This window comes from Sorangium sp. So ce385, from assembly GCF_051474135.1.
In the GTDB taxonomy this organism is placed as follows: Bacteria; Myxococcota_A; Polyangia; order Polyangiales; family Polyangiaceae; genus Sorangium; species Sorangium cellulosum_D.
Genome location: NZ_CP150337.1, coordinates 1,149,255 through 1,164,287, shown reverse-complemented (window position 1 = coordinate 1,164,287; position 15,033 = coordinate 1,149,255). Strand labels below are relative to the sequence as shown.

At 75.6% G+C, this 15,033-nt stretch carries 7 protein-coding genes; 4 read left to right on the top strand and 3 right to left on the bottom strand.

Annotation, left to right across the window (positions count from 1 at the left end):
- Positions 1–44 precede the first annotated feature (44 nt).
- From WME83_RS04380 to WME83_RS04365, 4 genes are all read left to right on the top strand, one after another.
- Positions 45–605, top strand: coding sequence for a hypothetical protein (locus tag WME83_RS04380; RefSeq protein ID WP_437317992.1), 561 nt, complete (start codon positions 45–47; stop codon positions 603–605).
- A complete protein-coding gene (locus WME83_RS04375; RefSeq protein WP_437317991.1) occupies positions 595–1,527 on the top strand; it encodes an MlaE family ABC transporter permease in 933 nt (310 codons plus the stop codon). Before WME83_RS04380 ends, WME83_RS04375 begins: the two co-directional genes overlap by 11 nt.
- Before the next feature lie 26 nt (positions 1,528–1,553).
- Positions 1,554–2,042, top strand: coding sequence for a hypothetical protein (locus WME83_RS04370; RefSeq protein ID WP_437317990.1), 489 nt, complete (start codon positions 1,554–1,556; stop codon positions 2,040–2,042).
- Positions 2,043–2,105: 63 nt separating this feature from the next.
- A complete protein-coding gene (locus tag WME83_RS04365; RefSeq protein ID WP_437317989.1) occupies positions 2,106–3,758 on the top strand; it encodes a phytoene desaturase family protein in 1,653 nt (550 codons plus the stop codon).
- A gap of 18 nt (positions 3,759–3,776) precedes the next feature.
- On the opposite strand, the gene WME83_RS04360 is transcribed toward WME83_RS04365, so the two are convergent.
- From WME83_RS04360 to WME83_RS04350, 3 genes are all read right to left on the bottom strand, one after another.
- A complete protein-coding gene (locus tag WME83_RS04360; RefSeq protein WP_437317988.1) occupies positions 3,777–4,193 on the bottom strand; it encodes a YkgJ family cysteine cluster protein in 417 nt (138 codons plus the stop codon).
- Between the two features lie 171 nt (positions 4,194–4,364).
- The gene (locus WME83_RS04355) at positions 4,365–10,118 is read right to left on the bottom strand and encodes a hypothetical protein (RefSeq protein ID WP_437317987.1); all 5,754 of its coding nucleotides are present in this window, start codon (positions 10,116–10,118) and stop codon (positions 4,365–4,367) included.
- The gene (locus tag WME83_RS04350; RefSeq protein ID WP_437317986.1) at positions 10,115–14,890 is read right to left on the bottom strand and encodes a hypothetical protein; all 4,776 of its coding nucleotides are present in this window, start codon (positions 14,888–14,890) and stop codon (positions 10,115–10,117) included. The genes WME83_RS04355 and WME83_RS04350 overlap by 4 nt, the downstream gene beginning before the upstream one ends.
- Positions 14,891–15,033: the final 143 nt, after the last annotated feature.

The following is a 15,033-nucleotide window of genomic DNA, read 5'->3' as shown; positions in this document are numbered from 1 at the left end:
GTTCGCCCAGGATGCAAAAGCGTGATAGCGTCCGGGCCGCAGCGATGCGACGACCCCTTCGAAGGCGCCCCACCGCCGGCGGTTCTGCGGCAGAGGCAGCGAACCCCCGGGCCAGGCTGCTGGCGCTCGCGGTCGCGCTCGCCGGCTGCGGAGGCCCGTCGTTCGACGGAACGGTCTACCGCGGCTCGGAGGTCGCCTTCCGCGTGCCCGCGGCGCCGGCGAGCTGGAAGCAGCTCTCGGTGTCCGACGCCGCCGTGGCGTACCGCGACGAGGCGAACGGGGCGACCATCGCCCTGAACGGACGCTGCCGGAACGAGGACGATGTCCCGCTCGTCTCGCTGACCAACCACCTCTTCCTGCACTTCACGGAGCGCGAGGTGCTGAAGCAGGAGGTCGTCCCGTTCGACGGCCGCGAGGCGATGCACACGGTCCTCTCGGCGAAGCTCGACGGGGTGCCGAAGGTGTTCGACGTCTGGGTGCTCAAGAAGAACGGCTGCGTGTACGACATGCTCCTCATCGCCGATCCCGCCCGCTACGCCGCCGGCGAGCCGGCGTTCACGCGGATGGTCCGCGGCTTCTCGACCCTGCCGGCCGATGACGACTGAGCGCAAACGTCCCCTGGAGGCGGCGCCGCCCTCCGCGAACAGCCCGGCCCCGGCCAGCGCGGGCCCGAGCAGCCTGCCGCCGAGCAGCCTGGCCCCCGGGAGCCGGGGGCCGTCCAGCCTCGCCCCGCCGCCGCTCCCGCCGCTCGTCGCGAGGATCAACGACACGGCCGTCGGGTTCGTCGAGCACCTCGGGCAGTTCGGGCGGATGACCTGGGGGGCGATCAAGGCCATCTTCGAGCGGCCGCTCGAGCTGCGCTCGACCATCTACCAGATGGAGTCGCTCGGCGTGCGCTCGGCCGCGATCGCGTCCGTGACGGCGCTGTTCGTCGGGATGGTCATGGCGGTGCAGTTCGCCATCGGCCTGCAGAAGTTCGGGGGCATGGAGTACACGGGCCGCATCATCGGCCTGTCGTTCTCGCGCGAGCTCGCGCCGACGCTGACGGCGGTCATCGTGGGCGGCCGCATCGGCGCCGGCATCGCGGCGGAGGTCGGATCGATGGCCGTCACCGAGCAGATCGACGCGATCCGCGCCCTCGGCGCCAACCCGGTGAAGAAGCTCGTGCTGCCCCGGCTGCTCGCGAGCATCGTGGTGATGCCGGTGCTCGGCGCGTTCGCGCTCGTGCTGGGCTTCAGCGGCGCGATGCTGATCTGCGCGACCGAGTTCGGCATCCCGGCCGGCTTCTTCCTGAGGACGGCGCTGAGCTCGGTCACGTTCATGGATTACTTCAGCGGGATGTACAAGACGCCCTTCTTCGGGGCGATCATCGCGCTCGTCGGATGTCACTTCGGGCTGATCACACGCGGCGGAACGGAAGGCGTCGGCCACGCGACCACGCGCACCGTGGTGGTGACGTCGATCGCCATCCTGATCGCCGACTTCTTCCTGACCAAGATGTCCATCCTGTTCTTCCCGAGCCGGTGATCGCGCCCGGTCCGGAAGGCGCACCGATGCCGTCATCGACGTCGCCGCGCCGGGGGATCGGGTTCGTCGCGCGGGCCCTGCCCGCGCTGCTCGTCGGGGTCGCGGCATGCCAGGGAGACGCGGGGCGGGAGGGCGCGGCGGCGCCGGCGCTCGACGGCGGGGACGCGCTCGCGGCCGAGGGCACGCCGGCGCCGCGGCGGCCGACGCGGTATTACCACCTCCGGCGGACGGACGACGGCTGCGAGCTCTTCTGGATCGACGGGGACCTCGTCTCCGCGTCCCAGACGGTCGTGTGCCCGCCCGACCTGGAGGTGGGCGAGCGCGTTCGCCTGACCGGCAAGACGTGCATGCGCGAGTCGGCGCAGACCCCGAGCCGCGCCGTGCCGGTCGTCTGTCCGCTGGTGCTCATGAACCTGGAGAAGGCGGACAGGGCGCCGCCCGACGCCGGAGCGCCGCCCGACGGCGGCCGAGACGGCGGCAAGCCGGACGGCCGCAAGCAGGACGGCGGCAAATAAGACGAGCGACGGAAGCGCGCAGCCAGGCTCCTCCTCGGAGCATCGGAGTCCGAGGGGGGACGCATGAGGGACGCGGATACCGTCGTGATCGGATCGGGCGCCGGCGGGCTCACGGCCGCGCTCGCGCTCGCGCGCGCCGGACAGAAGGTGATCGTCGTCGAACAACACTACCTCCCCGGCGGGTGGACCCACAGCTTCGCGCTGGACGGCTATCTGTTCAGCCCGGGAGTCCACTACATCGGCGAGCTCGGCCCGGGAGGCGCCGTGAGGCGGCTTTATGAGGGGCTCGGCCTCTCGGAGGATCTCGAGTTCTGCGAGCTCAACCCGGACGGGATCGATCACCTGATCGTCGGCGGAGAGCGGTTCGACGTGCCCAAGGGCTTCGAGCGGCTCGTCGCCCGGCTCACCGCGCGTTTCCCCCACGAGGCGGCGGGGATCGCGCGGTACTTCCGCGTCCTCCGCGGGCTGAGCGACGATCTCGGCCGCGTCGACGAGATGCTCGAGTTCCCGAAGGTGCTGCTCTTGCCGTTCAAGGCGCCGGACCTCGTGCGCTGGGGCCTCCGCACCCAGGAGGATCTGCTGGACGCGACGATCCGCGACCCGCTCCTGCGCGCGTTCCTCGCCGCGCAGGGGGGAGATCACGGCCTCTCGCCGTCGCGCGTCGCGCTGCCGATCCACGCGAGCATCATTGGCCATTACCTCGACGGCGGGTATTACCCGCGCGGGGGGGCCAGGCGCATCCCGCTCGCGATGATCCGGGCGCTGCGCCGGCTCGGGGGGCGGGTGCGGACGCGCGCGCGGGTGAGGCGCATCCTCGTCGAGCGCGGGCGCGCGGCCGGCGTCGAGCTGGAAGGGGGCGAGATCTTGCGGTCGGCGAGCGTCGTCTCGAACGCGGACCCGGCGATCACCTACGGCGAGCTGCTCCCGCCCGAGCTGACCGCCCGCGAGCGCCGCAAGGTCCAGCGGATGGAGTATTCCGTGAGCCTGCTCAGCGTGTTCTGCGCCGTGGACATGGATCTGCGGTCGATGGGCTATGACTCAGGCAATTACTGGTGGTACCGCGGAAGGGACGTGGACCGCATCTACGAGCGCGCGGAGCGCCAGATGCCGCGCGGCGCGGTGGACGGGCTGTTCCTGACCATCACGACGCTGAAGGACCCCGGCCACCCGACGCGGGGCGATCACCACACGATCGAGATGTTCACGTTCGTGCCCCACGGCCCCTTCACGCGCTGGGAGAAGACCCACACGGGCAAGCGAGGCGCCGAGTACGAGGCGCTCAAGGAGTCGCTCGGAGATCAGATGATCGCCGCGGCGGAGAACGTCATTCCCGGGATCTCCCGCGCGCTCGTGTTTCGCTCGGTGGCGACGCCGCTGACCAACGACTTCTACTGCGCCTCGCACCGCGGCGCCGCCTACGGCACCGCCAAGACGCCCTGGCAGCTCGGCCCGCTGTCGTTCTCCGTCACGACGAGGATCCCGGGGCTGTACCAGTGCGGCGCGAGCACGCTGAGCCACGGGGTGGCCGGCGCCGCGATGTCGGGCCTCATGGCGGCGCAGCGCATCACCGGCGCGGCGCGCGCGGCCGACCTGCTGGGGCCGGCCGATGGGTCGCTGCGGGTCTATCCCGCCGACCGGCCGGAGGAGTGGCTGCACGAGAAGAGGAGAGCCGTCGAGGCGCAGGCCGACGCGGACGAGAGCAGCGAGACGACGTGAGCTTCGCGAGCCGCGGAGCTAGCCCGCAGGCGTCCTGGACCGGAACGTGATCTGCACGAGCGGCATCACGTTGGGATCGTCCTGCGTCTCCCGCTCGAACTGGAGCACGTCGTAGTACCCGCACCGCGGCCTGCCGGGATAGTCGCGGCAGACCTCCGGGCGCGCCTCGTAGATGGTGCAGCCGCGCGTCGTGAGATCGAGGAACCGACAGACGCGGCCGAGCAGCGGATCCGCCTGCCGCCGGAGGATGCGCTCGCCGTTGTAGCGCTTCGTGAAGCGCTCCTCGGCGGCCTCGAGCGTGAGGCCGAAATGGCGGGCGAGCCGCCGCAGGTCGCGCGGCGTCACCTCGACCCGCTCGTAGATGGAGCAGCAGTAGGCCGGGCACTTCGAGCAGTCGTAAGAGACGCGGCGCTTGGCCTTGAGGGTCGTGGTCATGGATCGTGAGGGACGTGCGGCCGATGCCGGCGAGGAGAGGCGGCGCGCTCGCTGACAGGCAGCGGAGCATACGCGGCCGCGCGAGCCTCCGCGACGGCGAAGTGCTCGCGACGGCGCGCGCTCAACATAGCGCGGCGGCGCGCGACGACGAGCGCGCGGGCGCCCGCGCGCTCACTCGGTGAACCCGAGCTGCTCCCGCGCCTCGGCCAGGCCGTCGCTCACGGCGAAGACGATGAGGTCGCGCGCCTCGGCGTTGCGCCCGATCCAGGTGACGCGGTCCTTGCCCCCGGCGGGCGGCGCGTTCGTGTGGCCGCCCGACCAGGCGATGCCCGTGAGGGCAATGTTGAGGTCGCCCACCGCGAGGAACGCAGCCCGGTTCCCCCAGCCGTTGACCGCCGTGTTCAGCGTCGACGCCCGGTTGCCGATCGAGCCGATGACGTCGGCGGCGAGCACGCCGAGCTTCGGATCCAGCCCGCCCGCCGTCACCCGCTCGATCCGGCCCTGGTACTCGCGCAGGCGACCGGCGTCGGCGCCCTGCGGCGTCCACGAGGGCGTGAGCGCCTTCAAATAGGCCGCGAGCAACGGCCAGAGATCGATGGGCGCCGTCCGCGAGAAGGCCGAGGCGTTGGTCTGGAGGATCTTGACGGCGCGGTGGATGAGGAAGAGCCGGACGTCCTCGCGCGGCGAGGCGACCAGGGGCTGCCCGAGGACGATCTTCGGCGGGCTCGAGGAGGCCGGGACGCAGACGGCGCCGAGCGCGGCCGTCACGTAGACCTGCAGGTTGGGCAGGCCGTACGCCGCGCCGACGCCGCGGGCCAGGTCGGTGATGTCGGCGTGCTGGGGCGGCAGCGGGGTCGCGCGGATCGAGTCGAGATCGAACGGCACCGCGGCGTCGAGCAGCGGGCCGGTCTTGAGCAGGAGCTCGCGGAACGCCGCGGTCATGAGCTCCGGCGCGAGGTGGACGTCGAGGCGGGCCGCGCCCGCGGCGTTGCCGGCGCCGCCCATCGCCGCGTCGCGGCCGTCGAGCGCGGCGACCGTCGCGCGCGCGATGCGCGAGGCGCCGGCGCGGCCGCGCAGCTCCGCGACGGTCGCGACCGTCGAGAACAGGTACGGCTCGAAGCGGCCGGTGTTCAGCGCGCGGCGGGCGTCGGCGATGGCGCGATCGAGCAGGACGCCCGCCGCGGAGGCCTGCTCGGTGCGCTGGTAGTAGCGGGCCAGCGCGCCGAGCGCGAAGTCGTCCTTGGGCCACGTCTTGCGCGCCGTGAGCAGCGTGGCCTCGGCCTTCTTCATGTCCCCCATCGACTCGTAGATCTCGGCGAGCTCCGCCGTACGGCGGCACTTCTGCTCGGGCGCCTCCGCGGCGTTGATGAGGAGGTTCTGCTGCTCGAGGGCGCGGGCGCCGTCGCCGGCGCGCTTGTACAGCGCGACGAGGCGCTCGCGCGCGCTCACGTCGCCCGGCGCGCGCTTCAGGATCTCCTGGTAGGCGAGCTCGGCGCGCTCCGCGTTCGGGAGGTGCTCGTCGTAGAGCTCGCCGAGGCGGAGGTAGATCGCGACCTGCTTGTCGGGATCGGGCACGAGGCGCGCGAGCCGGATCCAGGCCTGCTCGGCGCCGGCCCAGTCGCCCTCGCCGGCGCAGACGTCCGCGAACGCGGACAGGGCCTCGACGTGGTCGGGGTTCGCGTCGAGCGCGGCGGCGAGCGCCCGCTTCGCCGCCGCCGCGTCGCCGACGTCGGCGAGCGCCCGGCCGCGGAGGACCTCCATCTCGACCCGCTCCGCCGCGTCCGTCACCGCGTCGAGGCGGCGCTCGAGGAGGGCGGCCAGCTCGGCGCGCGCGCCCTCGGCGATGTAGATCGCCTTGAGCCGCGAGAAGACGTCGGCGTACGACGGGTCGACCGTGGCGACCGCCTCGAGGACGTCGCGGGCCCGCGCGGCGTTCTGGACCTTGTCCTGCCAGAGCACCGCCGCGGCGTAGAGCGAGTGCGCGCGCCCCTCGGAGCCGACGCTCGCGCCCGCCGCGGACTCGAGCGCGGCCGCGGCGGCGGCCGCGTCGCCGCCGCGCTCGAGCGCGTCGGCGAGATCGAGGTGCGCGACGAGGTAGTGCGGGACGAGCGTGATCGCGTGCCGGAAGAAGGCGACGGCGTCCTCGATCGAGCCGGCGAGGAGGGCGTCCTTGGCGGCCCGCACCGAGAGGGCGGCGGCCTCGGACGGGCGATCGGTGCGCTCGATGAGCTGGCGATCCGCCTCGATCGCGAGGGCGTGATCCGCCTTCGCGCGGGCGTGCGCGGCCATCTGGCGCAGCGCCCAGATGCCCCGGGGCTCGTTCCTGTACGCGATCTGGACCGGCTCGAGCGTCTCCTCCCACGGGAGCACGCGCAGGCGCAGCCGCGCCGACAGGAGCGCGTGCGCGATCGCCTCGGGGCCGTCGAGGACGCGCGCGATCTCGAGCGCGATGGGCTCGAGCTCCTCGTCGCGCCCCTCGCCGATGAGGTAGGAGGCGACCCGGCGGAGCGTCGGCAGGTGGTGCGGCGTCTCCTCCAGGATGGAGCGGCGCCAGAGCAGGGCGTTGCCGGGGTCGCTGCGCCCGAGCTCGTCGAGCTCCGCGAGGCGCTCGTAGATCTCGAGGCGCTCCACCGCGTCCGCGGCCTCGCGGGCGCGCGGGATCAGGGCGTCGACGAGCTCGCCGGCGCCGTGGCCGGCGACGGCCGCGCGGTAGAGGGCGATCGGCGCGAGCGCGTCGTCGCCCGCGGCGATCGCCTGGCGGGCCGACGCGGCGGCCTGCCCGAGATCGCCGGCGCGCTCGTACTCGAGGGCGGCCTCGAGGGCGAGGCGCGCGGCCTCGACGCCCGTGGGGGCGCGGTCGTCGCCCTCGGCCGGGGCGCGGCCGTCGCCGCCCGGGTGGAGGGCGCGCATCAGCTCGGTGGCGCGCTCGGCGCGCCAGGCGGCGCGGTCGGCCGGGGGCTCGGGCGCGAGCCGCTCGAAGAGCTCGCGCAGGCCGATGTCCTGCGGGCGCGAGCGGTGCGCCGTCTCGAGGAGCGACGCGGCCGACGCGGGGTCGGCCTCGGCGACGAGGAGCGCCTCGCGGACGAGGTCGTGGGCGCGCTCCAGCGGGTCGGTCGCGCTCTCGCGGCGGGTCCGGAGCCACTCGAGGAGGCCGTCGCGGTCCACGCGGGCGCGCGCGCTCCGCTCGCCGAGGTGGAGCGCGACGGGGAGCTTCGGATCGATCTGCGCGGCGCGCGAGAGCAGGCGCTCGCCCTCGTCGTTGTCGCCGGCGTCGAGCAGGCGGATCGCCGCCTCGGTGACGAGCACCGCGGCGCGCGGCCCCTCCTCGAGCGTGAGCGCGTGCTCCGCGAGGATGCGGGCGGCGCCGACGCCGCTCTCCTGCGCGGCGCGGGCGCGCGCGGCGCCCTCGTGCTGCGGATCGGCGGCGCGGGCGCGATCGAGGTCGCCCATGGCCGCCCGCTGATCCCCCGCGATCTCCGCGATCGCGGCGGCGGCGAGCGCGCTGTCGCGCTCGGACGCGACCTCGCGGAGCGCCGCCACGGCCCTGGCGACGCGGGCGCCGCGGTCGCCGTCGAGATCGAGCTCGAGCGAGAGGGCCCGGAAGAGCGGGCTCTCGGGCGCGGTGTCGCCGTAGGTGACGACGGCGCGGGAGAAGGCGTCGCTCGCGTCGATGCCCCCCTCGGCCGGGACGGCCTCGCGGGAGAGCGCGCGGCCGAGGACCGCGGCGGCGCGGGCGCTCGGGCCGCCGAGGGCGCGCACGCCCCGCGGCGCGGGCGCCTGGGCCGCCGAGCCGCCGGCGTCGCTCAGGGCGGCGCTCGCCGCGGCGCAGAGCGGCGCGAAGTCCGGATCGTCGGCGAGGGCGTCGAGCCACGGCTCGATCTCGCCCGCGGAGCCGCCGGCGAGCGCCGACAGGACGATGCGGTCGGCCGGCGAGAACGCGTCGCCGTCGTCGAGCGTCGCCTCGCGCGCGGCGGCGGCGTCGCCGAGCTCGATCGCCTGCGCGGCGAGCGCGCGCCGCGCCTGGCCGGCGTGCGAGCCGGCGGCGACGGCGCGGAGCGCGCCGAGCGCCGCCGGGCGGGTCTCCTTGCGCGCGGCGCTGAGCGCGGCGGTGAGCCATGCGACGCCGGGCGCGAGCGAGGTGCCGCGCAGGGGCTCGAGGCTCGCGAGGCCCTCGGAGAGGTCGCCGGCGCGGAGGTGGGCGCGGGCGCGGAGCAGCGCCTCGTACGGCGTGGCGGGGGCGGCGCGGCCGCGCGCCGGCCGCAGCGCGCCGCGGTGCGCGGCGACCTGCGCGCACGCCGCGGCGAGCGGCGCGAGCTCGGGCGCGTCGGGCAGGCGGAACTTCGCGATGGCCGAGCCCTGGGCGTCCGAGTCCGGCGCGGCGAGCGCCTCGCAGAAGCGCTGGACGTGCGGGCGCGGATCGGCGGGGTGCATCCGGGCCGCGAGCTCCAGGCGCTTGTGCGCGCCGTCGGGGTCGGCGAGCGAGATGCGGGAGAGCTCGGCGCCGAGCGCCAGGTTGTGGCAGCGCGCGGCCGGCGTCCCGAGGATGCGGGTCTCGGCCTCCAGCGCGTCGAGGGCGGCGGGCAGGTCCCCCTCGCGCATCAGGAGCCCGCGGAGCTGCCGGTGGGCGAAGATCAGGCTCGGGGCGAGATCGCGCGCCTCGGCGGCGATGGCGCGGGCGGTCGCGTCCTCGCCGGCCATCACGTAGAGCTCGGCGACGGGGAGCAGCGCGCGCGCCCGGGACGTCGGATCCTCGATGAGCTCCGCCTCGGCGCGGAGCCAGGCGGCGCGCGCCGCCCAGACGTCGCGCTGCTGCGACTGGACGAGGATCGCGCTCGCGTCCTGCTCGGCGTCGAACACGGACGCGGGCGGCGGGATCGACGGCAGCGGCGGGAGGCTCTCGGGCGCGCGGGCGGGCGCGGACGAGCGCGGCGGACCGAACGCCGAGCCGACCTCCGGCCTCCGGCTCGCGACGCGCGTCTGGGCGAGATCGTCCTCGTCGACCGGCCCGTCGAGCAGGCTCGACTCGTCCACGACCTCGCCGGGATCGCTCTCGATCGCGGCCTGGTCCCAGTGGCTCGCCGGGGCGGACGGCTCGCCGGCGTACGGCCGGGTCGTGGGCCCGGGCTCGTCGAGGGCCTTCGTCTCCTCGTCGTCGAAGCCGGTCGTGTCCTCGTCGTCGAAGTCCGGCGCCGCGGCGCGCCGGGTGCTGTTCACGAGGCTGGGCGGCGCGAACTCGAACGGGGAGTCGCCGCCGTCGGGGATGGGCGTGGCGCGGTCGCCCGGCTCGGCGGTGTCCTCGTCCTGCACCGGCTCAAGGCGCCTCGGCTGCGGCTGCGGCGGCAGCGGGGGCGGCACCGCGGCGGCGGGCTGCGGGCGCGGCGCCGCGGGCCTCGAGGACGCGGACGGCGCCGGGATCTTCGGCGTCCGATCGCTCGGCGCGAGATCGGCGGCGGGCGCCTTCACGTCGCTCGGCCTGCCCGAGCGCGGCGGGGCCGCGGGGCGGGGCAGCGACGGGGGCCGCGGCGGCGGGATGGGGGGCGAGGCGCCCCGGCGCGCGCCGGGCAGCGCGGGCGCCGAGGTCACGACCCCGTCGTCGGCGTCGTCGGCGCGCTGGTCCTCGAAGAGCATGTCGAGGAGCGCGTCGCTCTCCCCGGCGCTCTGCGCCGGCCGCGCGGGCACGGGCACCGGCTCGCGCGAGAACAGCTGCTTCAGGCCGCCCTCGCCGACGCGCTCGCCCTCCTCGGCGCGGATCGATTTGATGAGCTCGTCGGGGATCTTCGCGAGGAGCGTGGCCTCCTCGACGTCGCCCTCCGAGACCGCCGCGCCGTACATCGCCGGCGGCGGGACGGTGATCTTCTCCTGCGACGGCGTGCCCTCCTCGCCGCCGTTGCCAGAGGAGCTCTTGGATTGCGGATTCTTGCTCACCGGACCCCCATCCCGAGCTTCTTCCGGAGCTCGAGGTAGCTCTGCGACAGGACGAACGCGACCAGCTGGCGCGCCCGCTCGCTCTCGGCGACGACGCCGCCGAGCTGCTCGCGCGGGGTGTTGAGGATGTCCGAGAGGACCAGCGAGACGTCGCCGGCGGCGATGACGGCCATGCGATCGATGCTCCTGCGGGCGGCCTGCGCCCAGCGGTGCGGGTCCTGCTGGCTCGAGACGATGCGCTGGCACACCTCGGCGATGGCCTTCCGGGTCGCGCGCGACATCTCCTTGTGGATGGCGCGCGAGACCTCGCCGAAGACGGCGTAAGGCGGCTGGGGGACCGCGAGGCCCGCCTCGATGCACGCCGCCGCGACGAGCGAGGCGACGGTGTTGTCGTCCCGGGTCCTGAGCGACGTGATGCCCCGGCGCAGGGCGAACGCCTCGCGCGCGATCGCCGAGCGCGAGGCGGCGTCGAGCGGCGTCGTGATCTCGGGGCCGAGCACGAGCGCCGGCAGCTGGCCGTAGACGCCCGTCGCCCCGCGGGGGCTCGGGCCGCCGACGTAGAGCTCGAAGTCGGTCTCGAAGCTGAGCGCGCCCATCCACTCGGCGACCGCGACGCGCAGCGGGTGGCCGCCGCGCGCCTCGATGCGGTCCTTCTTGCCGACGCCGAGCGACACGAGCGAGGGGCCGAGCGCCATGGAGATGGTCTCGGCCATCTTCGCGAACAGCTCGCCGACCGGCCCGGCGTCGAGCGGATCGGCGATGTCGGCCATGGCCTTGGCGTCGAGGGCGATCTGCGGCCGCGCCGGGACGCGGGCGTCGATCTTCTTGAGCTCCGCGGAGATGCCGTCGTCGATCCGGCCGAGCGCGACCAGCGCGCCGAGCGTGGCCTGCCGGAGCGGCGCGTCCTGCCCGGCGCCGGCGATCTTCGCGAGGAGCGCGACCCGGTCCGCGTCGATCGGGTCCGACGCGAGCGCCTGGATCAGCGTCGCCTTGGCGCGGCCGAGCACGCGGGTGCGGAACGCCGGGTCGTAGTCCGTCGTGAGGACGAGATCGATCGCCTCGCCGTCGTCCGGGGCCTCCTCGAGGAGCTTCGCCACGGCCCGCTCCGCGCGGCGGGGCGCGCGGAGCTGGTCGCGGTAGATCGCCATCGCGAGCCGCGCCGCCTCGATGCGCCCGTCGGGGGCGTCGCGCTCGACCATGAGCTCCTCGAGCAGGCGCGTGGCCTCCTCCCAGGCGCCGACCCGGGCGGCGACCCGCACGAGGCGCTCGCGGACCGGGAGCGTCGACAGCCCGGCGCGGTGCAGGCCGACCAGCACCTCGAGCGCCTTGTCGTGGTCGCCGAGCTTCTCGTACGCGTCGACCGCCGTGATCCCCGACATGAGGCGCTGCTCCCCGGGCGCCTTGGCGACCCGCGAGAGCTCGGCGTAAAACGCCGCCGCCTGGCCGAGGTCGCCCTGCGCCTTGGAGATGTCGGCGGAGAGCGCCAGCGCGCCGATGTGATCCGGCTCGAGCAGCGTCACGTTCTCGAGCGCGGCGAGCGCCTCGTCGAGCTTGCCCTTCTTGCGGAGCACGCGCGCGCGCTCCCAGAACAGCTTGCAGATCTCGAGGTCGTTGTCGGCCACGCCGAGCCGCCGCTCGATGATGTCGAGCAGCCGATCGTCCTCGTTGCGCGCGCGGACCCGGCGGAACAGCCGGTCGAAGGCGACGCCGCGCCGCGGGTCGCGCGCGAAGGCGCGGTCGAAGGCGATCTCGGCGTCGTCGTGCGCCTCGGTGTGCTGGAGCAGCAGGAGCCCCGCGCTCTCCCAGAACCCCGCGCCGCGCGCGTCGTCCTTGCAGAGCGCGCCGAGCTGGGCCGAGGCGAGCGCCGTCGACACCGGGTCGCGCAGCGCCTCGGACGTGGCGCGCACGCCCTCCCAGGCGGCGACGTCGTCGGGCCTCCGCTCGACCACCGCGCGGAACGCGCCGAGCGCGCGCTCGTGATCGCCGGCCGCGAAGTCCGACCAGCCCGCGAGCGCGAGCGCGGTGAGCTGCGCGTCCTCGCCGAGCGCGTCGCCGAGCCCGTGCAGCGCGGCGGCGCGGCGCCGCGGATCGCAGCCCGGGAGCGCGAGCTCCAGGTTGGCGAGCTGCGCGGGCGCGTGCTCGCCCGACAGGAACGGGCGCGGCAGGTTCGGCTGGTCGAGCGCGCCGACGATCGCGGCCGAGGCCTCCATCGCCGCGCGGGCCTCGCCCTCCATGTGGCGCGCGAGGGCGCTCCGGGCGGCGACCTCGGCCTCGCGGTCCTCGGCGCCGAGCGCCGCGCCGAGCCACTCGAGCTCGGCGTGCGGGCTCGGGTCGGCCGCGGCCCACGCCGCCGCGCGCGCCGCGGTGCGCGCGCGGTCATGATCGAGCGTGCGCGCGAGGCGGAAGCGCTCGGCGTGCGCGATGGACGTGGCGCCGTCGCCCCGCTCCTCGATGTAGTCGAGCGCGCGCTCGACGGCGCTCCGCTGCTCGAGCGCCGGCTGCCAGAGCAGCCGCCCGAGCGCGGCGGCCAGGGCGAGATCGTCGCTCGCCTGCGACTCCAGCGCCTCGAGCGTCGCGAGCGCCTCGTCGGCGTCGCCGCCCTCGGCCGCGCCGATCTCGAGGCCGAACCGCGACAGCGCGAGCGCCGCCGGGTCCTCGCCCGCCTCGCCCGCCACCTCGAGGGCGCGGCGCCGGCCGAGGAGATCGCTCGCCTCGTGGCCGCGGAGCGCCCAGGTGAGCGCCGTCGCGCCCGCCCGCGGCGCCTTGCCCCGCGCCGCCTCGAGCTCCTCGACGGCGCGCCCGCGCTCGCCGGCGCGCCAGAGCAGGATGGCCGCCTCGATGTGCAGCGCCGCCGACAGATCGGCGTCGTCGATCGCCGCGGCGCAGGTCGAGAGCGTCGCGGCCGCGGCGGCGGGGCTCCCGGCGCGCCGCTCCAGCTCGGCCAGGAACACCGCGACGACCTCGTCGTCCGCGGACTGCTCGAAGAGGGCGCGGAGCCGGCTCCGCGCGCGATCGACCTCGCCGCTGCGCGCGCTGCGCAGGGCCGCGACGAGCCACAGCCCGCGCGCGGTCTCCGGGCCCTCGACCTCCGCGAGCGCCTCGATCACCGTCGGCGAGCGCCGCGGGCCGGGGGCGCCGGGCTCGTCGCCGCGCTCGCGCCGGCTGCGGACGAGATCGACCGCGAAGGCGCCGAGCGCCCGCCCGAGCCACGCGTTTGGCGCGGCGCCGCCGTCGTCCGCGCCCGCGGCGGCGAGCTCGGCGAAGGCGCCCTCGGCGCCGTCCGCGTCGCCCCGGAGCAGGCGGCTCCGGCCGATCTCGAACCACAGGCTCGCCTTCTCGGCCGGGTCGACGCCGGTCGAGAGCAGCCGCTTCGTCGACTCCTCGTACCAGGCCGCGTCGCCGCGGAGCGCCGCGAACGACCGCCCGAAGCGCGCGAGCACGCCCGGGTGCACGCCGGCCATGCCGGCCTGCGACAGGGCGTCCTTCGCGGCGCCGACGTCGTCCGTCCGCACCGCCCAGACGTAGGCCGCGAGCAGCAGCGCGCGCCCCCTCGCCTCGTCGCTGCCGTACGACGCCGCCATCGCCTCGAGCGAGGCCGCGAACGCGGACGGGTCCTGGCCGTCGCCGAGCAGATCGATCTCCAGCGCGCGCGCCGGGATGCACTGCGGGTCGGCCGTGAGCGCGCTCCGGAGCGCCGCGAGAGCGGCCTCGCGGTCGCTCGCCAGCGCCGCGGCCTCGGCGATGCGGAGCCACAGCGCCGCGGCGCCGGGCCCGCTCGCGCCGCGCGCGATCTCCTGCTTGGCCAGGCCGGCGGCGGCCTCGGCCTCGCCGGCGGCCTCGAGGGCGGCGATGCGCGCCCGCCCGAGCAGCGCCGACTGGGGCAGCCGCTCCGCGGCCCGCTCGAGGAGCGACGCGAAGCCGCCCGTCCCCGCGCGCTGCGTCAGCTCGGCGGCGCGGAGCCACGCGTCGGCCGCGTACTCCGGCTTGCGCATGTACCGCGGGACGCCGTTGGCCTCGCCGCTCGCCTCGTCGTCGAGCGCGTCGGCGATGAGCTCCGCCTGGCCCTCGAGGGCGCGCGCGAGCGCGCCGAGGTCCTCCTCGCGCCGCGCGATCGCCTCGAGCGCGAGCTGCGACCGGAAGCGCGCCCGCCCCTCCAGGGCGGCGGCCGCGTCGAGCAGCTCGTAAGCGCGCTCCACGTTCTCGGTCGCGGCGGCGAGGTCGGCGAGCTCGATGAAGAGCAGCCCCTTCCACGTCGCGTCGGTCGCGAGCTCGGCGCGGGCCTCGATCGCGCGCATGCGGCCGGCGAGGTCCCCCTCCTTGGCCGCGATGAGCTCGAGCTCGAGCCACGGCGTCGCGTCCTCCGGGTTGCTGAGCGCCGCCTCCTCGAGCGCCTCCTTGGACGCCGCGAGGTTCTGCTCGTGGTCCTGGAGGTACGCCGCGCGCTCCCAGAACGCGCGCGCCCGCTCCTCGGGCGTGGCCGCGGCGCGCGTGAGCGCGTCGAGCAGCTTGCCGAGGTTCTTGATCGACTTGCGGCGGGTGAGGATGCGGACCAGCGCCTCGAGCGGCTCGCGGAACTGGGGGTCGGCGTTGAACGCGGCGAGGTAGTCGCGCGCGGCCGTGGGCTCTTCGCCGAGCGCCTCCTCGAGCGCGCCGAGCTCGTGCAACAGGAGCGCCTGGAGCTGTCGCTCCGGTTGGTCGCCTTGCTCCGCGCGGAGCCGCGCGATCAGGGCCGTCATGCTCTCCACGTGCCCCTCGGGTACCTGAACCGTCATCTCGCTCGCGTCGCCTCCGAAGGGGGTCTGATCTGTGCGCAACGCATGACGATGGCGGAGAGTAGCGAACCGAACGTCGCGGAGTAAAGCTCGCCGGGCGGGGGTGGGCTCGGGCAGCGCCACGCGCGGCCGCTCCTCCGGTG

Excerpts from the sequence above, each read along its gene's own strand:
- WME83_RS04375 (WP_437317991.1), top strand. The coding sequence starts at position 595 with ATGACGACTGAGCGCAAACGTCCCCTGGAGGCGGCGCCGCCCTCCGCG.
- WME83_RS04365 (WP_437317989.1), top strand. The coding sequence starts at position 2,106 with ATGAGGGACGCGGATACCGTCGTGATCGGATCGGGCGCCGGCGGGCTC.
- WME83_RS04380 (WP_437317992.1), top strand. The coding sequence starts at position 45 with ATGCGACGACCCCTTCGAAGGCGCCCCACCGCCGGCGGTTCTGCGGCA.
- WME83_RS04360 (WP_437317988.1), bottom strand. The coding sequence starts at position 4,193 with ATGACCACGACCCTCAAGGCCAAGCGCCGCGTCTCTTACGACTGCTCG.
- WME83_RS04350 (WP_437317986.1), bottom strand. The coding sequence starts at position 14,890 with ATGACGGTTCAGGTACCCGAGGGGCACGTGGAGAGCATGACGGCCCTG.
- WME83_RS04370 (WP_437317990.1), top strand. The coding sequence starts at position 1,554 with ATGCCGTCATCGACGTCGCCGCGCCGGGGGATCGGGTTCGTCGCGCGG.